Below are 21,864 nucleotides of genomic sequence, written 5' to 3' on the forward strand. Positions count from 1 at the left end.
TTCCGAGCGTTGTTCCAACATGTATGAAAGAATCGTTTCAAATTTACACCTACTTTTCATTTATCCGTTACCTGAGCGGGTTCTAGTTTCATTCTAGGGGACAGGCTATGCAAAGGATGCTGCAACCTGTCGGGCAGCTGATCATGAATAAACACTACTTTTGCCAGCATTTGCAGGAAAAGTAGTGTCTTCGTCTATCTTTCGTTTATCTTAAGTGAAACATGCCGCTGCTAATGGCAGTCACTTTCACTTTGGGTTCATATTGCCAGATCATCTCGGTCCGGCGTGTCTCATACTGCAGTTTCATAGCCTCACGATCGATTACCGCCTGTTTTGCTTTCTCTTCTTCGGCATCTGTCTCGGAGTCGATCGGTACTGCAGCTTCTGCCGCCAGTTCTACATCTGCTCCAATGGGTTTAGCGTTCTTTATATCCACAACTTTTTTCAGTGGTGCAGGTGGAGTGCGGTCAGAATGGGCATTCTCCGTGTCTGAGGTTACGTTACCTGGTGATTCTACCTCAGGTGTATCTTCTCGGAGTACCGCTTCATAATAGGTGTCCAAGACGTCCAGCTCCAGATCAAGCCGCTCTTGGGCTTTCTCTGCCCAGCTATAATCGAGTTCCAGCAAGCGGTTCGTCAAATGAGATTCCAGAGCAGCTCCGGCATCAAATAACGAAACTTTAGCTGTCTGTACATGCATGTTCTCCGCAAGCCTCGGACTGAGATCACGTCGGTTCAGCTTAGTGCCGAATTTTTCTATAATTTCACCCGAGCGAAGGGAGATGCCGAGAAAATGCAATTCCTCCCGTTTCAAATCACAGGCGAATTCCACTTTGAAACAGACACCAAGCCAAGGCTCATATACAGCTGGAGCTGTAGCCCGCAATTGTCGTTTGGCAGCCTGTTCGAACAGGTTTACGAAGGCACCGCCTTCACGGGCAGCGCCGAAAATCTGCTGGAGTCTGCGACTGCCGTACACCACTTCTTCACGCAATATGCGTCCTGGCCCCAGCTGTGGCAGTGATGGCGTAATACCGAAGTAACGGCCTAAAATAGTTTCTTTTGGTGGCTCGCCTTGAGGACTGCCATTGTTTACGCCATTCGTTCCATCCGGATTAGGTACAACAGGAGGTGACGCTTGCGCAGCTTTGGCTTCTTCTGCTTCAATGGCCTGCTGATAACTGTCAGGATCAAATATAAATGTAAAGGACATCGTCTCAGCGGGTGCTCCGGTTCGTTCCACAAACCCCCAATAATAGGGGCGATTGGTCAACGCTTTGTCTGCCTCAGGCGAGAGTTTGACTGTAACATGGGCAGGGGAACGCTCCATAATTTGACAATCCAGTGCTTCCAGATAGGTGAGAACATAAGCCTGCACTTCATGGGGAGACATGGTCATGAGTTAGCTACCTCCTTTGCGAAGATCCAACAACCCGGATACGGCAGGCCCTTCATCTGAAACCTCACGTTGAATAGAGTTCAACGATTGTCCAAGTGAATCCATTTTGCGGCGAATATCTTCATCAGTTTGTGATTCCAACATGATTTTGTACAAACTTTTCTCAATAGACTCCTTCTTCTCCAGCCGTTCCAGAATGACATCCAAGCCGCCGATCACCATCTCAAACATATTGATCTTCTCATGCAGCAAATTCAAAATATGTTCCTCTATGGTTCCAGTCGTGGATAAATTGAAGATGTTCACGTCATTTTGCTGTCCCAGCCGGTGTACCCGACCGATCCGCTGCTCTACCCGCATAGGGTTCCAAGGCAGATCAAAGTTGATCATATGATGGCAAAATTGCAGATTAATGCCTTCACCACCCGCTTCGGTTGCAATCATGGCCTGCACACGCCCGCGGAAGAGATCCATCATCCAGTCTTTTTTGCCTCGATTCATGCCACCCCGGTAGGGTACAGCCGTAAGCCCATTGTTGCGGAAATAGTTTAGCAGATACTCCTGCGTGGCCCGGTATTCGGTGAAGATAATTACTTTTTCATTCATGTTCCGAACCAGCTCCATCGTTTTCTCCGCTTTGGTATTCTCCTTGATCGCTTTAATATGGGCAACGAGTTCCCAAATCTTGTCCCGAAGGGGAGAGTCCAGCGGAAGTTTCTTCGACAGATTCACCAGCGTCACGAATACAGCATCTCGACTGCTGCACACTTCACGCTGCAATGTAACAAGGGAGAGCATGCTGCTCAGATTGCCGCCAGCTTCTTGGTACTGGTCTTTAACAAAGGAAGTCACGCCATCATAAAGCGCTTGTTCTTCGGGCGATAGTTGCAGATTCACGTTGGAGACGTTCCGTTTGGTAAATTGAACGGGGCCTTCGCCGCGGCGGTTACGAATCATGACTTTGGATAACTCGTTCTTAAGCTGTTCCTGATTTTTCGGAACCCGTTTGTCTACAACAAAGTTGGCCGCAAAGTCACCCTGACGGCCCAGTTGACCGGGCTTCAGCAGGTTGATCAGATTGAACAACTCGCTCATATCGTTCTGCACAGGTGTAGCTGTGAGCAGCAGACAATACTTTTTGCGCAATTTCAGCATGAATTGATAGTTGGTTGTTTTCTTGTTTTTGAGCTTATGGGCCTCGTCAATAATGATCATGTCGTAATCGGTATTCAGCAGCATATCTTTATGCGGGTCACGTTTGGCTGTATCCATGGAAGCAACAACCACTTCATTCTGCCAGGAATAGGCCTTTTTCTGGGCAATGGCAGGGATGCCAAATTTCGAATTCAACTCCCGTACCCATTGCAGCACAAGAGACGCTGGCACGAGAATGAGTACCTTGGATACGAGACCCCGAACCATATATTCTTTCAGAATGAGACCAGCTTCAATGGTTTTGCCAAGACCCACCTCATCGGCGAGAATGGCCCGGCCTGACATTTCAAATAATACTCTGCGTGCAGTGTCCATCTGGTGAGGGAGTGGAGTGAGGCCTTGCAGATGCTTGAGACATTGGATCTCGTCAAAATTGGGAATCAGATTGGTCTCTTCGGCTTGAATGCCCAGTTGAAAGAGTCGGTAATCTCCCCAAGGGCCTCCTTTATCCAGTCGTGATTCCAACTGATTAATCCAGCTTCGATCGAATTCCAGTGGAACGGGCAGCTCGGCTACAGGTTGATTCGTGTGGTGCGGGTTTTTCCGGTTCATGATGCTTCCTCCCCTGCCATACGTGATGACGTTTTATTCGTAGGTAATAGTATGGACGAATGAGAGGCAGTTCATAACTATACAAGTTGAACTACAGTTTATTTGCACGAACACTACGATGACAGAACAATCTTCCAATCGCTGTTATCCCCAGATTTCTTTGATTCCCTTTTCTGGAGGGGAAATCCGGTGATAGCGTATGCTTTCGATGCAGCTTTCTTTCAGAAAGCTTTTAGGCGAACGCTTCGCTTTTTCAGTTTTTTTTTGTCCTCTCCGTTGATGTGCAAATGATTAGTTTAACTTATATTGAACCCAGAAATTTAGTAAAGGCACATGTTTTTTTGTCCCAAAAAATTCACAGGTTTTGTATGCGTGAGTCTAAGGGTGTGTGAAGAAGCTTGTCCGAGCAGGAGAGTCTAAAAAATAAGGTCTGTGATAAAAGTCATATAGAAAATCAATATATGGTGTAATATACTGGTTTTATATCACTATATGTGGTGTTTCATCATAATTTACTTTTATAGTGAAAATGGAGCTTTATACCGGGGAGGTTGAATGCAGCGATGAAATCAAACCAACGATCGTACCAATTAGAAGGACTTAGCGAAAAAATATTTTTGGACCGATACGCCTGGAAGGATGCTGACTCGAATCATGCCAAGGTCGGAGATGTGGTACTGGTATTAACAAAGGATGATCCCAAGTTCCCAACCAAGGAAGTGGGCGAAATTATAGAACGTCAGGGTCAGCTCGTACAGGTAAGGACTCGAAGCGGAGAGATCATCGAGACCAGCGTGGAGAAACTGACACTCAATATCGAAAAAACACCGGAAGAGATGTGGAGCCGGCTTGCCAAAGCCATGGCCTCTGTTGAATCCACAGCAGATCAGCGGGCAACGTGGGAGTCCAAGTTCCACTCCGTGTTGGAGGATTGGAAGTTAGTACCCGGAGGGCGTATTGCTGCGGGAGCGGGGGCAAGCGATGAGCTGACACTTTTCAATTGTTATGTCATTCCGTCTCCGCAGGACAGTCGGGGTGGCATCATGAAGACCTTGACCGAGATGACGGAGATTATGGCACGTGGGGGAGGCGTGGGCATTAATTTGTCTTCTTTGCGTCCTCGCCGAGCGGTGGTGAAAGGTGTTAACGGATCATCCAGCGGCTCCGTATCGTGGGGAGGATTGTTCAGTTATACGACGGGACTGATTGAACAGGGCGGAAGCCGCCGGGGTGCACTCATGCTGATGATGAATGACTGGCATCCGGATGTGCTTGATTTTATTACCGTGAAACAAACAATGGGGCAGGTGACCAATGCCAATCTGTCTGTATGTGTGAGCAACGCCTTTATGGAGGCTGTCAAGCAGGACGGAGATTGGGATTTGGTTTTCCCCGATACGAACGATCCAGACTACGACACCGAGTGGAACGGGGATATGCAGCAGTGGAAAGCCGCAGGTCATTCGGTGGTACACTATCGAACGCTGAAGGCTCGCGAAATCTGGCATACCATTATTGAATCAGCCTGGAAATCGGCAGAGCCTGGTGTGGTTTTCATGGAGTACTATAACCAGATGTCCAACAGCTGGTACTTTAATCCGATCATCTGTACTAATCCTTGCGGTGAACAAGGCCTGCCTGGCTGGGGTGTATGTAATCTGTCAGCGATCAATCTGTCCAAATTCTATGATGAAACGAATCATGATGTGGCATGGGATGAACTGGCGGAAACCACTCGCATCTCGGCTAGATTTTTGGACAATGTCATCGATGCAACACCATATCATTTTGAGGAAAACAGACTGAATCAGCAACGTGAACGCCGGGTTGGGCTTGGCACGATGGGACTGGCAGAGCTAATGATTAAGCTGCGTATAAGGTACGGCAGTCCTGAATCCCTTGAATTTCTGGATAAACTGTATGGATTCATGGCGAAGGAGGCCTATCTGGCATCGGCAGAGATTGCAGCAGAGAAGGGAGCTTTCCCAGCTTTCGAAGCTGAACCGTACTTACAGAGTGGATTCATGAAAAACATGGTTGCAACGTACCCTGAAGTAGGAGAGGCCATTCGCAAACAGGGCATTCGAAATGTCACACTGATCACACAGGCGCCAACGGGAAGTACAGGTACGATGGTGGGCACATCAACAGGGATTGAACCGTATTTCGCCTTCAAGTATTTCCGTCAAAGCCGTCTAGGTTATGATGAACAGTTCGTACCCATTGCGCAAGATTGGCTGGATGAACATCCGGGTGAAGCTTTACCAGACTATTATGTGACAGCGATGGATCTGTCGGCTGAGAATCACATCCGGGTGCAGGCTGCGATTCAGCAATGGGTGGATAGTTCGATCTCAAAGACGGCCAACTGTCCGGCTGATTTTACGGTGAAGGATACGGCTGAGCTATACGAACTGGCCTTCGACCTTGGCTGTAAGGGAGTAACGATATATCGCGACGGCAGCAGGGATGTGCAGGTGTTGTCCACGTCGAAGAAGGAAGAGACCCATTCCGAAGATCAGAACACGGCGGAAGCAAAAGAGAAGACGGACGTATCTGCAATAGATAACCCGAATAATATACGAGGGCAGGCAGGTGTTGAAGCGTTCAGTAGCGAGGTTGATGTTGAGACTCTTTCTTCTGATCAAGCCCCTTCTTCTGCTACAGTGCTGGATAAACAATACAGAAGCCGTCCTCAAGTACTGCGCGGTGCGACATACAAAATCAATACGCCATTCGGGATGGCTTACATTACGATCAACGATCTGGAGGGAACGCCGGGTGAGATCTTCCTGAACGTGGGCAAAGCGGGATCGGACGTGTTTGCCATGGCTGAGGCACTCGGTCGAGTATGCTCTCTGTTCCTGCGATACGGAGATCATGGGCACAAGGTTGAACTGTTGATCAAACATCTCAAGGGAATTGGTGGTTCGGGAGCGATTGGCTTCGGAGCCAACCGGGTGGAATCGATTGCTGATGCCGTCGCCAAAGCATTGGAAAGTCATGTACAGAGCGATGTGCAGGAGAACGAAACTAGAGCATTACAAGAACAGAATCAAGTGGAGAGCACGTATCCAACAGTGGAAGATCAGAAAACCTTTACCGAATCGAGAGATTTATGCCCTTCATGCGGCTCGGCATCCCTGATGAATGTGGAAGGTTGCAAAACATGCAGCAACTGTGGGTACAGTAAGTGCAATTAAATACCTTTTGAAAAAAGAGAAAAAGAAAGGCACTCCTGACTCCATTACGAAGTCAGGAATGCCTTTTCGTCATTTAGCTAACTAACACCAATCCTGGCATCGATCTGCAAGTGATTGCAGTTCATTAAATAAAACGCCAGCATGGTAGCCGTCGCACACGGCGTGATGTAACTGAACGGATAAGGGAAGATATACTTGATCGTTTTGTTGAACATATTTCCCCATCGTGAAAATAGGCAACAAGTAGGTTCCTTCATTGTAAATATTCAGATTAAATCCAGTAAAGTTCACCCAGGGAATGCTGGAAACGGGAAATGTATTTGGCGGTTCATTGGGTTTGGCAACAAATTGTTTGTGATCTTTGTAATTCTTCATATCTTCCAGATAACGAATGTGGAATGTCTCGAAATCTTCATGGAATGTCGTCCAGATCGTTGAGAAACTCTTGTCGTCCTCATGAAAAATCGTATAACTCGGAGACATTTCGTCCCAGTAGCCCAATCTCCCCTCGGCATCAAAACAGGTTCGGAATTCCCTGTGTGCATTGACGACCGTAGAGATCATATGAATAAGAGCGGGATAGAACTTCAATCCTTTAAGCTTCAGTGCGTTGATCAATAGAGTGATATCCAGATTAGCAGTTATGCTGTAAGTACATCTGACCTGATTCAAGTAGTGGTCAAAGTATGGCTTTCGATCCCACTGATCTAACACGATTGAATTAAACATAAGTTATAACCTCCTAAATTTGAATATTGCCTTCATTTAGAAGGTATATTTGACTGATTTGACCATATCCTATCACATTCCCAGTATCGTATTTTTAGAAATTGACCATCTCAGTATAACATGATACTGAATGTGTCGCTTATAGCGAAATCCTCTGCAAAACGCTTTTTCAACCAGATTTTTTACTTTATAATTAAAGTTGTGTTTATAACGAAGAAGAGAGGGGATTAGATGCGTCAGCCGATAGAAGAACCCATATTTTATTCTTATCCTGGAATGGTAGCGGTGGTGACTTCACGTCATGAGGGAGTCCAGAATGTGATGGCGTCCGGATGGCATACATACATCGGATCATCACCAGGCGTATATGGCATCTCCCTTCGTAAGGAAACATACTCCTATGAACTCATTGAGAAGAGCGGCGTATTCGGTGTTCATTTCCTGCCAGGTCATCGATCGGAGTGGATTCAAGCTGCAGGAACGTTCAGTGGGAGAGATACGGACAAATTCACAAGATTCGGCATTCCGTATGAGGAAGGAATCAAGGTAAGTGTACCCATTTTGACAGATGCTTATTTTGCTTATGAATGCAAGGTTATGGAGATTACGACATATGGTGACCATGAATGGATTGCAGGCGAAGTATTGCAGCGATATCAGGATCAGAAGTACTTTCTGGAGAATGGAATGGTTGATCTGGAGAAGTTGCAAATCCCAATGTACACAGGGCGTTCAGCATACCGGATCATGGATGCGAGGACAGAAGAAAAGATTCACCCGTTCCACCTCTAGGGTCCTAGGCAAGAAGAAGCAATTATGAGCAAAACTTTCAATCCGGTCTGACATAGGTTTATAATGGATATTGGCTGCTGAGCAAGTCGGCAGCCTTTTGTTATGAATTCAATTGTTTCAATCGATGTGTGCGTGGGTATGCTGGTTTGCGCAAGCGGGACAGGTAATTTTAGCCACTCGATGAAAAGTACTATATTTAACGACAAAATTAGAGTATGATTTTACAGCTATATGAGCTGGCAGGAAAGGTTACATCGGTTTAATCGTTTGTAACTATTCCTGTAAAGTATGAGGCTTATTTCGGGCGTATAATGCTAAACGTGAACTCACGAATGAATATAAAGAATATTTTAATAATTAAACTTAATGGACAGGCAACTCGTCTTCTTTAAGATTATAGAATTCACACAGAATGTCGCATCATCGGATCGTGCTTCAAACAGAAGCTTTTCTTATGTTGTAAATGAAAGATGGAAGGTGCAATACGTATGTTAATGACAACCAGAATGATCAGGAGTTCCTTTATGCCCCCAACACCGATGTTGTTGACTCACAGTAACAAGGAGGGGCATGCATGTCACAATCGTTAAATCGTAAGAGACATATGAACGGACTTGACGGCTTGCGAGCCATCGCTGTACTTGCGGTAATCGCGTATCATCTGAATTTGGATTTTATTCCGGGCGGACTGCTCGGTGTAGGTATATTCTTTGTTCTCTCGGGATATTTGATTACAGATATTCTCGTGTCACAGTGGCAGGAACATGGACGCATTTCACTCGGTGATTTCTGGGTAAGACGGGTAAGGCGTTTGCTTCCAGGCATGCTGACCATGACAGCTGTGGTGATGATCTGGTTGGCTTGTACCGACCCGTCCCGGCTTGCTGCGCTTCGTGGTGATATCGTTTCGGGTGTATTATACATAAGCAATTGGTGGTATATCTTTCACAACGTTTCCTATTTCGAAAGTTTTGGCCCTCCATCACCGTTTGGACATTTCTGGTCACTGGCTGTGGAAGAGCAATTTTATCTTATATGGCCTCTTCTACTGATCGCAGCAATCGTAGTGTTCAAAAGAAAGGGATGGCTGGTCGTCTTCATTGTCGTCGCAGCTGAATTGTCTGCTGGCGCAATGGCCATCATGTATAATCCGGATCTGGACCCGAGCCGTGTATATTATGGAACAGACACGCGGGCATTCGCACTTCTTGCCGGTGCTGCTCTTGCCGTGGTGTGGCCTAGTCGCAAGCTGTCGAACTCTCTGTCTGGCATGAACAGGCTTGTGCTCGATGTGTCGGGACTTGCTGCGCTTGCTTTGTTAATCTACATGATGTTGAACAGCAGTGAATATGATCCGTTTCTGTATCAAGGGGGCATGGTGCTTCAGGCTATTGCAACAACGTTGCTGGTAGCGGTGTTGGCTCACCCATCGTCTTTCCTGGCACGTATCATTGGCGCGAAGCCATTACGCTGGATCGGAGAGCGATCCTACGGATTATATCTGTGGCATTATCCTGTCATTCTGTTAACCAATCCCGCGGTGGATACGGGAGGAGCACATCCTGTACGAATCATTTTACAGGTTGCTGCAACGGTTGTACTGGCCTCATTGTCCCTTAAATATATTGAAAATCCGATTCGGTACAACGGATTCCGTGATTCTTGGTCCCGATTATGGGGAAGAGGGCGGTCAACGATCGGTATACGTAACGTATGGTGGAAGCGGGCAGGCCTGTTGATGACGATTCTGTTGTTGTCCTATACGGTATCTCAGATGATGGTCTCACATGCAGCGAACTCTGACTCCCATTCGGTATCGATGTCCAACACATTGAATGGAGAGAATTCCGTAGTGGAGGAACAGGGACAGGATGTGTTGCCAGCTATTACAGCGACGTTAGGCTCTGGTCAAAAGAACGATGCTCATACCCATAAACCGGAAGCAGGGACGAAAGATGATCCGGGGAAAAACGAGAAGCCAACAGGAGAGTCTGCTCCAGACTCAAAACCTGACGACCAAGACAATGCAGTGAATGCTGGCAAGGACGGTCAGTCTGAAGATAAGCCGGCTGATGACTCCGTGACTAACGAGAATGATACACCAGATGACGCTGGAGCGAATCAATCCGATAATACGGATCATACAGATGATGCACCTGATTCATCTCAGGACAATGAAGAAACGGCTCCTCCTGCCCAGGATGGCAAGGTTCATTATACCGTCATTGGAGATTCGGTGATTTTGGATGCAAAACCGTATCTGGAGCAAAGTATATCGGGAGTGTATGTGGACGGACATGTCGGTCGTCAGATGTGGCAGGCAGGTGATGTATTGGAAGGTCTGAAGCAAAACAACCAAATGGGCAGCAAAGTGGTGCTGGAGCTCGGGACGAATGGTTCCTTTAACTCCAAAAACTTGAATGCTGTGCTTGATTATCTGAAGGATGAGGATCACGTATATCTGGTTACTGTGCGTGTACCTCGTCCGTGGGAAAGAACGGTGAACAGGGCTTTGAATGAGGCAGCATCCAAATACAGCAATGTCTCGTTGATTGACTGGAACAGTGCAAGTGAGGGACATGACGAATATTTTGAAAAAGACGGCGTACATCTCACTACGCAAGGGTCCGAAGCTTTTGCAGATCTGGTGAAAAACAGTATCCAATAATACGCAATCCATATTTAATACGATTTAGCACTTATTCATTATATATAGCCTGGGTTGAAGCTACCGACGGCTGCAACAAGAAAGAGCTCTCATTGTGAGGGCTCTTTTTAGTTGTTATGAACAATAAGTCAGCAAAGTAAGTTCCAAACAGGGGAACCGATATTTTTCACCCCTGCATCCGTGGATCGTCACCTTACGGTATGATAGCGTTAACATTTACAATAAGTGTATTCAAATCGCCGAGGGGGATTATAGAGATGTTGAAAAAATGGCTTTCGGGTTTCCTGGCAATAACGTTGTTCTCCATTATTCTGGCTGGCTGTGCTGGCGGGGACACTTCAGAAGGAGGCAGTGGCAATGACAAAGTAACCGTCACTCTCTGGCACAACTGGACCGGACAGGATGCAAAGGCGGTTGCGATGCGCAAAATAATTGAAGATTTTCGTGCGGCGCATCCAGATATTGAAGTTGTGGATGAAGGCCTGCCAACAGATGGTCTCAAAACCCGGCTTCGTACGGTGGCAGCTGCCAACGAGATGCCAGACCTGTTCGTGATGTGGCCGGATGCCATGACAAAGGAATTTGTGAAAGGGGATCTGTTACAGCCCATTAATACCGAGCTGGACGCAAAGCCGGAGTGGAAAGACAACTTCATCCCGAATGCATTGGACGGATACACCGTAGACGGGAATATCTACTCCGTGCCGATGAATCTGGCGCCAAGTTCCTTCATTTATTACAATGAAGCTTTGTTCAAACAGTACAACGTAAAAGTGCCTGAGACATGGGCGGAACTGGAACAAGCGATTGCTACTTTTAATCAAAATAAAGTCATTCCCATGGCACTTGGCAACAAGGCCAACTGGGTAGCTCAATCAACGATATTCAGTACACTGGCTGATCGGATTACCGGCACAGACTGGTTCCTGAAAGCGACAGCACAAGAGGGTGCAAGCTTTACCGATCCGCAATTTATTGAAGCCTTGAACAAGATGCAGGAGCTTGGCAACACCAAGGCATTCCAGGATGGATTCAACAGTATCGATGAGACACAGATGATGCAGCTTTATTTCCAAGGTAAGGCAGCGATGGTCATGAACGGCGGATGGGCCTTGGCAAATCTGGTGAACAATGCACCTGAAGAGGTGTTGAACAACACACATATTACGATTCTTCCTCCAGTGGACGGAGGTCAGGGTGAACCAAGAACAACATCCGGTGTAGTAGGAACCGGGTTGGGTGTAAGTAAAAAGCTGAGCGGTGCACAAAAAGAGGCAGCGATGGAGCTGTTCTACGCGCTGGCAGGACCAGATGGCCAGAAGGCCACATTGGATAGCAGCACATTGGTGAGTTACAAGATTGATCTGGACAAAACCAAAGCACATCCATTGTTCGTAGAATTATATGATTTAATGCAGGAAGTGAAGATCACGCCAGTATACGATTCCAAGCTGGGATCAGCAACGGTTGAGGTTATTAATAATGCATTGCAAGAGTTGCTTATGGGTGGCAAGGCTGAAGACATTGCGGCCAAAATTCAGGCGGCTCAAGCCAATGCAGTTAGTCAGTAACCATTCGTTAAAACCCCTTCCCGGCAGGGGAGGGGTTTTAAGTATGAATGGGATAGTCAGTTGCAAGTCGGTAAAGGCATTTATGGAAGGGAAGTGAACAGATGAACGCACTGCGCAGTCGGCGTTTTATTATGCTGGGGCTGGCCCCGGCAGTCATCATTTATGCATTGTTTGTATTTGTACCGGTCGTGTGGTCGGCATACTACGGTTTCTTCAACTGGTCCGGCATTGGCGCATCCAAATATATTGGTGTGGATAATTACATTGAGATCTGGCATGATCCTGTGTTCTGGCGGGCACTGAAAAATAACGTTATTTTTGTGTTGGCATCGGTATTTGGACAAATTCCGTTAGCGCTGATGCTGGCGGTCATATTACACAAAAGCAATCCGTTACAGCGGTTTCTGCGTTCAGCCGTATTTCTACCGATGGTGTTATCCACTGTCGTTATCGGTATGATCTGGCAGTATATCTATCATCCGCAGATCGGGATATTGAACTTTCTGCTGGACGCACTGGGGCTTGAAAGTTGGAAGCTGCAATGGCTGTCCGATGACAAGATTGCAATTTTCTCATTGGTACCGCCGCTGCTCTGGAGTTTTGTCGGGTTGTATCTAATTATCTTCATCTCGGCGCTACAGAATATTCCCGGCGAGATTCATGATGCTGCCAAAATAGACGGGGCTTCAGGAATCCGGAAGCTGGTATCCGTCTCTTTGCCCATGATCTGGGGTACGGTTCAGGTAGCAATTATTCTATGTATTTCGGGTAGTCTGAAATCCTTCGATCTGGTCTACATCATGACCAAGGGTGGTCCGGCACATGCGACAGAACTGCTTGCAACGTATATGTACAATTCAACCTTTACAACATACCGATATGGTTTTGGTAGTGCAATCTCAACAACCATCGTACTGATCTCCCTGCTGCTGATCGGAACAAGCCAGTGGCTAACCAGTCGCAAACGAAAAGAGAATCAATAGAGAGGAGGAGTTATCATGCAAGTGACACCTGTATCCATGCCATCACCACGAAGCGGCTCGGGCCATCCGATTCGTCGCCTACGTAGCGGAATTGTTTGGACGCTGCTAACGGTCTATGGTATTTTAACATTGTATCCGTTCTACTGGCTCGTGATTAGTGCATTCAAAACAAATGAAGATTTTTATAGCCGGCCCTTTGGACTGCCGGAAAACTGGAATGTTGCCAATTTCAGCAATGCATGGGAAAGCTCCAGGCTGGGGACCGCTTTTGGCAATTCACTAATTGTATCGGTTGGATCACTTATTCTGACGCTGTTTATTGCAGCGCTGGCTTCATTCATCCTGGCCCGTTTCCAGTTTCGCTGGAAAGGGTTAATCATGACCTTCTTTGTTGTTGGCATGCTCATTCCGATCCATAGTACACTTGTCCCCTTATTTATTTTAATGAAACAGATGTCCCTGCTAAATACGTACTGGGCCTTAATATTACCTTATACGGCTTTTGCATTGCCTACGGCAATTTTTGTGCTTACTGCTTATCTGACAAGTGTTCCACGTGATATTGAAGAAGCAGCTTTTATTGATGGAACAGGACTTTGGGGGCTGTTTACCCGGATCATGTTACCCATGTCCGTACCTGCGTTGTCAACGGTTACGATCCTGAGTTTCTTGCATGCGTGGAATGACTTTTCATTTGCGCTTGTATTCATCAACAAAACCGGATTGAAAACGTTACCGCTGGCCATTGCGAACTTTGCGGATGGGTATCAAACCGATTACGGATTAACGCTTGCTGCCATGACTCTGTCGGTCATTCCAACCATTATCTTGTATCTCGTATTCCAGGAACAGGTTATGAAAGGTATGACAGCCGGAGCTGTCAAAGGGTAAGCGAAAGCGCATCCAGAGGAGGAGAAACGTTTGGCACGCTGGCTCACATCTTCGTTACAAAGGAAGCTATCCGTCGTTGTGACGGCTTCAATGATTGTGCCTTTGCTGGCCTTGGGCCTGTTTGCCTTTCTAATCTCTTCCCGCATCACAGAGCAAAAAACAAAGCTGTCCGGCATGGATACGCTGAAACAGGTAGAGGCCAATCTTCGTTATATGTTGCAGGATGCCGAGAATCTCTCCATTTTCCTGATTGGAGAACGGGACATCCAGCAGTATCTTAGCCATAATGAAGATCATGAGCTGGACCGGGTGGATATTTTGGGCAGGATGACCAATCTGGCAGCTTCCAAGAAATATATTGCGAACATCGCCATATATCCAAGCCGATTCGATGCCACATTGTCTACGGCTACCTGGTATGAATCCAATAATTCAAGCTTATCTTATCCACCAGTGCCGAGCGGAGAAGCAGTGAAAAAATGGACGGGGGTATATCCGGTCCAGAATTATGCGGGTATACAAAATGTGATCACATTGGTTCGGCCGATTCGCAGTATCCATGATTATCGACCCATTGGCTGGTTAGCCATTAGTCTGGATGAGAAGGCCATATCCAAGGGATGGGCCGCTCTGGGATTAGGCAGAGGGCAAGGCAGACTGGAGCTCATCGGCAGTTCTGGAGAAATTCTGTCTTCGATGGACAAATCCCGGCTTGGACTTAAGCTGGAAGGTGTCGAACCAGGGATTTCGACGTTAATTCAGGATGGCGGTAGCGGAACCACCACGTATGGCAGTGGTGACGATAAACGGACGTTGCTCTATTATCCGGAAGAATTGACGGGGTGGACGTTGGTTGGAACGGTTCCTTATGACCAGTACAAGTCGGAGAATCGGTACATTCTTATTCTTACCGGCTGCGCCGTTGCGATGTCTGCTGTGATCAGTGCTGGCTTGGTCTGGTTTACGGTGCGGCGTGTGACGAGGCCGCTTCGTGTGCTTACCCGGCATCTGTCCCGAATTGATCCGGAACGTCCGCTTCCTTTGTTTCGATCTGAAAGTGATGACGAGATTGGCAGGCTTGGGGAGAGTTACAATCTGCTCGGTGCACATATTCAGTTATTGAAGGAAGAGGTTATTCGAGGTGAAGCTCGCAAAAAAGAAGCGGATCTTAGAGTGCTTCAGGCGCAGATTAACCCGCACTTTCTGTATAACACGCTCTCTTCAATTCACTGGATTGCCTTGATGTCTGAAGAGAAGCGGATTGCGGATATGGTTGAGGGCCTGAGTGATTTTCTGCGTATCAGCTTGAACAATGGTCAGGATTACTGCCCTGTGGAACAGGAGATCGCTCATATTCGCCATTATGTGCGTGTGCAGTCGATTCGTTTCCCTGATCAATTTGTGTTGCATTATATCGTAGATCCAGCGCTTGAGAAACGAATGATGCTGAAGCTATTGCTGCAACCGCTTGTTGAGAACGCCATGATTCATGGCATTCAGCCCAAAGCAGGCGTGGGCACCATCACCATAATGATTCGCAAGGACCCGGATAATGAACAGATGAATGTGCTGGTGCTGGATGATGGTGTTGGCATGGAGCCGGACAGACTGGAGCAATTAAGAATAAGCATTAGGGAATGGAAGGGAAAACAGCCGGGAAAACAGCTAAACCAAGGCGGTTATGGGCTCTGCAATGTAAATGAGAGGCTGCTGCTCCATTATGGAGTGAATGCACAGCTTGAAGTAGACAGCAGGGTTGGGGGAGGTACCCGGATTTCGTTTTCCATTCCAATCTTGGAGGGTTCGCCATGAGACTATTAATTGTTGATGATGAAGTGATTATCCGTACAGGGCTTGCCAGCGTTATCGCTTGGCATGAACTCGGAATTGAACTTCTTCAACCTGCTGCCTCGGCAGAGGAGGCGTTAACACGCATGGCAGAGGAACGTCCGCATATCCTGATGACGGATATTCGGATGACAGGCAGATCGGGGCTGGAACTGGCAGAAGAGGGACTGCGATTGTTACCTGAGCTGGAGGTCATTATTCTGTCCGGATACGATGACTTTTCTTATGCGCAGCAGGCGATACGCCAAGGGGTTACAGATTATCTGCTCAAAACAAGCAAGCCGGAAGAGATCATCAAGACCGTATTACAGGCCAAACAACGGATCACGGAACGTTGGGCAGAGAAGTCCAGAGAGGGACAGCTTATGCGGGAGAATCGGGAGCGGTTATTTGCTGGTTGGATCATTGACGGTGACACCGCTTGGGGCCAATTTCCTTCGTTTTTGCGTTCTGATGCTGGAATAGAGGCAGCGAATGATGGTCTTGATGATGAACAGATTCGCAGACAAGTCATTGTACTTCGAGCAGAGGGTTGGGATCGATCCTCGGATGCACTATTACGATTTGCGGTGCAGAATACCCTGGAGGATATGCTACCGGGTGCCATTGCGCATATAGAGAAACAGCAAATTATATGTGTAGTTTCATGGCCGCCTGTGGAACAGGAATATCCGTTCAAGCTGGAGAGTGCATTACGTCGGGTGGAGCAATTACTGAAGTGTACTCTGCGTGCAGCAGTAGGTCTGCCTGTGCGTGGATATGCAGATCTGCACGAAAGCTACCGAACGGCTTCAACTGCTTTCCGATATCGAGGTTTGATGGATGATAAAGTATGGCATTATGAGCACGTTCAGGAGCGCAAAGGTGGTAAAACTGTACTTACGCATGAAGAAGAGACCACACTTGGTTCAATATTGTTAGATAATGATTCAGTGAGGTTAACGACATGGACGCGTGAACTGGTGGCTAATCTGACTACAGAACCGGAGGTCACGCCAGAATCGTTCAGTGCTTGTCTGCACTCTGCGGTCATTGCAGGTCATCGCTGGCTTACCCGTACAATGCGAGCGACAGGGCGTGAAGAAACCACAAGGCTTGAACCCTGGTTGCCGGAACCGGATGCCGAAGCTGTAGATCTTGGGGATATGTTGTTCCACCATCTGTATGGTCTGATGCATGTCTATCATAGCCGAATGGGTCAGGGACAGGCTGCCCATGTGCAAAAGGCTATTGGTTATATTGAATCATCACTGGCACAGGACATTAATCTGCAGCAGGTAGCTGGACATGTTCATTTGCATCCGGGTCACCTGAGTGAACTTTTTAAAAAAGAAATGGGTGTGACCTTTGGAGATTTTGTCACCGATATGCGTATCCGAAGAGCGATGGATATGCTCGCGGTGTCTCCAGCGAAGGTCAGTGAAGTCGCTGCTATCAGCGGCTACGAAGACGTGAAATATTTTAGCAGGCTGTTCAAAAAACATACCGGCAAGACCCCGAGTGAATATCGAGAAGAGGCGCTGTCGTTCAAACCTTCGGGAAGTTAGAAATGAGCAGACCAGGCAGCATGTCTTGCATTTCTGCCAAACGTTTTCGATAGGGTATTACTCAGGGTTATTGGAGAGTGAGGGTGTATTAATGAAGATCCATAGTTCAAGTCAGGATTTATCGGGACAATGGAAAATACAGCATTTTGAAGTTGGAGAGAAACGGGCAATGGATGTGGCAGCTGCTGCGCTGGATGACCGTTTTTGGATCGGGGCTGAAGTGCCTGGGGATGTACATGCTGCACTTATTGAGCGCAGTATTATTGATCCGCCCTATTACGGACATAATGATGCCAAAAGTCGCTGGATTGAACAAAAGGAATGGTGGTACCGCACAACCTTCAATCTGATGAGAGATACAGAGAGCGAGGAGCACTTTGAATTGGTGTTCGAAGGATTGGATACGTTTGCAACGGTTTACGTGAACGGCCATGAGGTCGGGAAAACGGCCAATATGCTCATGTCACATACGTTTAATGTAACGTCACTGGTACGGAGCGGCTGGAATACGATTGCTGTCAAGTTTGACCCGCTTCACCTGCATCACCGGGACAAAGAAACCTTCGACTGGTCCTCGTATACGAAGGAACGGCCATGGCTGCGCAAAGCAGCGATGAACTTTGGCTGGGACTGGGGTCCACGTATGGTTACAGTGGGGATCTGGGGTGCGGTAAGGCTGGAAAAACGAACAATCGCCAAGCTGGAAAATGTGTATGCTCGTACGGAATCAGTCAGTACAGAGCTGGCTGTCTTACATGTCACGGCGGATGTGAAGTCGGTCTTGTCTTACCGTAGCAGACAGAAACGTGAGCAGGCTGTGGTTGCGACCTGTAATGTTCGTCTGTTGGATCGCAGCGGACACGAGGCGGCATGTGCCACTGAACTACCTCTAGAAGGTTATAAGGCAGATACCACATTAAACATTACGTCACCTCAGTTATGGTGGACTCATGATCTGGGTGAGCCGTATCTGTATACACTGGAGGTTACATTATACGCAGATGGCGTTGAGGTGGATCGTTATAGCGAGCCCTATGGGTTACGAACGATTGAGCTGGCTCTTCACAATGAACGGGGTGAAGATACATTTACGTTTATTCTGAACGGAGTCAAAGTATATGCCAAGGGTGCCAACTGGATTCCGGCTGATCATCTGATTGGTGCCATCCCAAACTCCCGGTATCGTGAGCTTGTCGAGCTGTCGGTGGAAGGGCATATGAACATGTTGCGTGTCTGGGCTGGTGGTATATATGAGAAGGATGTCTTCTACGATGAGTGTGATCGGCAAGGAGTGTTGGTGTGGCAGGATTTTGCATTCGCGAACGCACTGTTCCCGGATTTCAATCGTGATTTCATGGATAATGTACGGCAAGAGGTAGAAAACAATGTCCTGCGCCTGCGTAACCGTGCCTCGCTTGCCCTCTGGTGTGGGAATAATGAAATAGATTGGCTCTATGATATGAAGTCTGCAAGTGGAGATATTACCAGTCCGTTCTACGGCGAACTTATCTATCATGAACTGATCCCTGAAGTGCTGGATCGCTTGGATCTGTCCCGTCCGTACTGGCCTTCTTCGCCGTTCGGGGATAGTAATGGTCAGGACGCGAATGATCCCGATGTCGGGGATCGTCACAACTGGCAGGTATGGCATGGCTCGGTCTATCCAAGGAAGCATGGAGAGCCGCCGTTGCTGGACTATAGTATTGAAGGTGTGACGTTCAAAAATTACAAAAAGGATCATGCGCTTTTCAGCAGTGAATTTGGTATGCATGCCTCGGCCAATCGTTACACGCTGGAGAAAAATATGCCCGCAGGGCAGTTTTACTGGGGCAGTCCGGAGATGGCCTACCGTAACAAGGATACCAATCACCAGAAAGGTATTCTGCTGATGGAGGGTTATACAGGCATTCCGCAAAATATAGAAGAATACATGAACTATTCCATGTTGACTCAAGCAGAAGGATTGCGCTATGGAATAGAACATTTCCGGCGCATCAATCACCGTAACAGCGGTGCGCTCGTGTGGCAACTGAATGATAGCTGGCCGGGTACAAGCTGGTCCATGATCGACTATGAACTGCTGCCGAAGGCATCCTTTTATTACGGGAAAATATTCTTTCATCCTGTCCTGTTGTCATTGGAGCATGAGCCGGGTGAACCGCTTGCGTTGTGGGTCGTGAACGATACACGGGACGTCTTGAAAGGTCAGCTGCTGCTCAATGTCTATGAATTGCATGGAGAGAAGATCTACTCCAGCTCACATGCTGTTGAAGTGACATCTCAATCCGCATTGTGTATTGCCGAAATAACTGAAGTAGAGGTGTTACAGGGCAGACGTGCGGAGGAAGTAATGGTTGAGTTGGTATCCGAAGGATTTGCGGCACAGAGCAATCGGTACTTCTTGCGTGATCCTAAGGATGTGACGTTGCCAGAGTCGCAATTGAGCGTACATGTGAATGAAGAGGAACAGTCTGTAACGGTTACGGCCAGTGGTGCGATTGCACGATTGGTGAAGCTGGAGCTTCCCCTTGGGCGTGTCCGATTCAGTGACAATTATTTTGATCTGCTCCCCGGTGAGAGCCGAACAGTGAGACTTCGTCATCCAGAGCAAACGTCTCTGCCTCTGACGGAACTTCGAGTTAGTGCCATGAACGGCAGAGAAGGATAAAATAATAACAGACTTCGATTCTTATTCGAGGTTCAAGGTTCATGGTGGTAATCCTGAGCAGGAATGCCACCTTTTTTACTTTTGCAGCAGGGTGAGTTCCTGTCGTTGTGTCAGGTGACCTTGGCCTTATTCCACAAGCGAAACTTCCAATCGGGTTCACATCTTGAATCGTTAAGGTTAGAATGATATAGAGAAATCGTTTTCAAAGGAGGTGGATTCATGTCATTTGTCTTTTACCCGGAGATGGTTATATTCATTCTGATGTTGATCCTGCTGATTATTGGTATTGTATATATCGTTCGTAAAAGCAAACAAGTATTGCACCGTTTAAGCAATCTGGAGAAAGCAGTATATGAAAAAGATAACATCTCATCCTATCCGAAGGACGTTGATACTGTACAAGAAGCACCCAGAGAAGACACGTTTGCTCCACGCAAACGAAAATGAAGAAGGACACGGAATTACATAAAAAAGATAAACCAACAAACCAAACAGCCGATTCTTCTCTAATGAGGAAGTGATCGGCTGTTTGGGCATATAGGCATTTTATCAGTATTAACTGGGTTTAGAGAAAGGATTCATAACGCTGTTGGAAAGAGGATTCCATCTCCACTTGTCGAGCAAGTTGCTGCTGTACCTTTGCACCGCGAATCGTCTGAAGTTCCTGAAGTTGTGCAGTGGAACTGAATTGATCTGCAGCCATTTGGACAAGTAATTCGGAGAGCACATCCGCATCTTCGAGCGCGGCATTAAGTCCAAACGCACCGGTTGGGGTCATGGTATGAGCGGCATCACCGATGAGTACAACATTGTCCTGTGCCCACGATTGGCAATAGCTGCTTTCGACAGATAACAGAACAAAATCACTCCAGCTCTGAATATTGGCAGCTACAGAATCAGACAGGCAAGGAAAAGCAGATACAAGTTTATCTACAAAAGGAGCAATCGGCTGCTCTCGCAGCTTGGAGTAAGCTCCCTCGGGAATGTTCCACCCAATCTGAACATAACCGCCGAACTGTGAGAAGAGTGCGAGCTGTTGACCATCCATGCTGGCCATCCGAACAGCGGGTTCCCAACCTACGGGTGCCGGAATGCGTGCCCAGAGCAGATCATACCCGTGCTTGCGAATCTCCGGGGTCATACCGGAATGTTTGCGTACCGCAGAGTATCTGCCATCAGCACCAACAATTACAGATGCTTCAATGGAGGCAGGAACGCCGTTCCGCCGAATGTTAATACCTACGACCTGGCCGTTCTTGTCTCGTAACAAACCGGTCATAATCGTATTGAATAGTACTTGTTTATATGAACTGTGCTGCTGAGCATGCGACACGATGGCTTCCAGGAGATGATCTTGGGGTACATGAATACCAACATGAGATTCTCCATTGCCGGGTGATACCGTATGAATAATCTGCCCATTTTCCCAATACTGAATCTGTTCCAAGAGCAGCGCTCCGCGTTCCTGAATGAGGGAATAGAGGCCGTGTTTATTCAAAATGGCTTCGCCATCCACATTGAGCAACTCCCCGCGAAAAGACTTGTGCAGGTGGGGCTGCCGCTCAATGAGCATCGTGGAGATTCCTTGTTGATTCAGTAAATAAGAAAGCAAAGCACCGCCAGGACCTGCGCCGACGATGCAAACATCTGTTTTGAGTTGAGATTGTATATTCTGATTCATGTGCATAAGTCCCTTGCATTATAATGGTGACGCTTTATTTACTTTATAACAACAGATTTATTAAAATCATTAAGTAACTAAAAGTAACTTTAAGGATATAGGTTATTATAAACAAAC

The 21,864-nt window shown here is 47.2% G+C and carries 14 protein-coding genes; 10 read left to right on the top strand and 4 right to left on the bottom strand.

Annotated elements, in window-relative coordinates; all coding sequences use genetic code 11:
* Nucleotides 1-205: 205 nt before the first annotated feature.
* Complete coding sequence (locus MHB85_RS10435; protein ID WP_341072885.1) at nucleotides 206-1,399, bottom strand: YqhG family protein; 1,194 nt, start codon at nucleotides 1,397-1,399, stop codon at nucleotides 206-208.
* A gap of 3 nt (nucleotides 1,400-1,402) precedes the next feature.
* Nucleotides 1,403-3,166: a DEAD/DEAH box helicase gene (locus MHB85_RS10440; protein ID WP_091017478.1), complete on the bottom strand. Its 1,764-nt coding sequence runs from the start codon at nucleotides 3,164-3,166 to the stop codon at nucleotides 1,403-1,405.
* A 563-nt stretch (nucleotides 3,167-3,729) separates the two neighbouring features.
* Here MHB85_RS10440 and MHB85_RS10445 point away from each other — a divergent pair.
* Nucleotides 3,730-6,369: an adenosylcobalamin-dependent ribonucleoside-diphosphate reductase gene (locus tag MHB85_RS10445; protein WP_341072888.1), complete on the top strand. Its 2,640-nt coding sequence runs from the start codon at nucleotides 3,730-3,732 to the stop codon at nucleotides 6,367-6,369.
* 81 nt (nucleotides 6,370-6,450) lie between these two features.
* On the opposite strand, the gene catA is transcribed toward MHB85_RS10445, so the two are convergent.
* Entirely contained in the window at nucleotides 6,451-7,098 is a 648-nt protein-coding gene (gene catA, locus MHB85_RS10450; RefSeq protein WP_341072890.1) for a type A chloramphenicol O-acetyltransferase, read from the bottom strand.
* A gap of 231 nt (nucleotides 7,099-7,329) precedes the next feature.
* On the opposite strand from catA, the gene MHB85_RS10455 reads away from it, so the two are divergent.
* The 9 genes from MHB85_RS10455 (at nucleotide 7,330) to MHB85_RS10495 (ending at nucleotide 20,513) form a co-directional block, all read left to right on the top strand.
* Nucleotides 7,330-7,890 carry a flavin reductase family protein gene (locus MHB85_RS10455; protein ID WP_076318443.1) on the top strand — a complete coding sequence of 187 codons (561 nt, stop codon included), beginning with the start codon at nucleotides 7,330-7,332 and terminating at the stop codon, nucleotides 7,888-7,890.
* Nucleotides 7,891-8,464: 574 nt separating this feature from the next.
* On the top strand, nucleotides 8,465-10,558 hold the full coding sequence (locus MHB85_RS10460; RefSeq protein WP_341072893.1) for an acyltransferase family protein: 2,094 nt from the start codon (nucleotides 8,465-8,467) through the stop codon (nucleotides 10,556-10,558).
* Nucleotides 10,559-10,815: 257 nt separating this feature from the next.
* Nucleotides 10,816-12,129, top strand: coding sequence for an extracellular solute-binding protein (locus MHB85_RS10465; RefSeq protein WP_338593681.1), 1,314 nt, complete (start codon nucleotides 10,816-10,818; stop codon nucleotides 12,127-12,129).
* 101 nt (nucleotides 12,130-12,230) lie between these two features.
* Nucleotides 12,231-13,112, top strand: a complete 882-nt coding sequence (locus tag MHB85_RS10470; protein ID WP_091017467.1) for a carbohydrate ABC transporter permease — start codon at nucleotides 12,231-12,233, stop codon at nucleotides 13,110-13,112.
* A 15-nt stretch (nucleotides 13,113-13,127) separates the two neighbouring features.
* Nucleotides 13,128-14,003 (top strand): carbohydrate ABC transporter permease, encoded by an 876-nt coding sequence (locus tag MHB85_RS10475; protein WP_091017465.1) that lies wholly within the window; start codon nucleotides 13,128-13,130, stop codon nucleotides 14,001-14,003.
* A 30-nt stretch (nucleotides 14,004-14,033) separates the two neighbouring features.
* Nucleotides 14,034-15,815 (top strand): cache domain-containing sensor histidine kinase, encoded by a 1,782-nt coding sequence (locus MHB85_RS10480; RefSeq protein ID WP_192132444.1) that lies wholly within the window; start codon nucleotides 14,034-14,036, stop codon nucleotides 15,813-15,815.
* Nucleotides 15,812-17,398, top strand: coding sequence for a helix-turn-helix domain-containing protein (locus tag MHB85_RS10485; RefSeq protein ID WP_192132442.1), 1,587 nt, complete (start codon nucleotides 15,812-15,814; stop codon nucleotides 17,396-17,398). Before MHB85_RS10480 ends, MHB85_RS10485 begins: the two co-directional genes overlap by 4 nt.
* Before the next feature lie 91 nt (nucleotides 17,399-17,489).
* Nucleotides 17,490-20,066, top strand: a complete 2,577-nt coding sequence (locus tag MHB85_RS10490) for a beta-mannosidase (protein WP_192132440.1) — start codon at nucleotides 17,490-17,492, stop codon at nucleotides 20,064-20,066.
* Between the two features lie 219 nt (nucleotides 20,067-20,285).
* Complete coding sequence (locus tag MHB85_RS10495) at nucleotides 20,286-20,513, top strand: hypothetical protein (protein WP_192132439.1); 228 nt, start codon at nucleotides 20,286-20,288, stop codon at nucleotides 20,511-20,513.
* A 118-nt stretch (nucleotides 20,514-20,631) separates the two neighbouring features.
* On the opposite strand, the gene MHB85_RS10500 is transcribed toward MHB85_RS10495, so the two are convergent.
* Nucleotides 20,632-21,747 (bottom strand): FAD-dependent monooxygenase, encoded by a 1,116-nt coding sequence (locus tag MHB85_RS10500; protein WP_192132437.1) that lies wholly within the window; start codon nucleotides 21,745-21,747, stop codon nucleotides 20,632-20,634.
* Nucleotides 21,748-21,864 lie beyond the last annotated feature (117 nt).

This window comes from Paenibacillus sp. FSL K6-4396, from assembly GCF_038002525.1.
Taxonomy (GTDB): Bacteria; Bacillota; Bacilli; order Paenibacillales; family Paenibacillaceae; genus Paenibacillus; species Paenibacillus amylolyticus_B.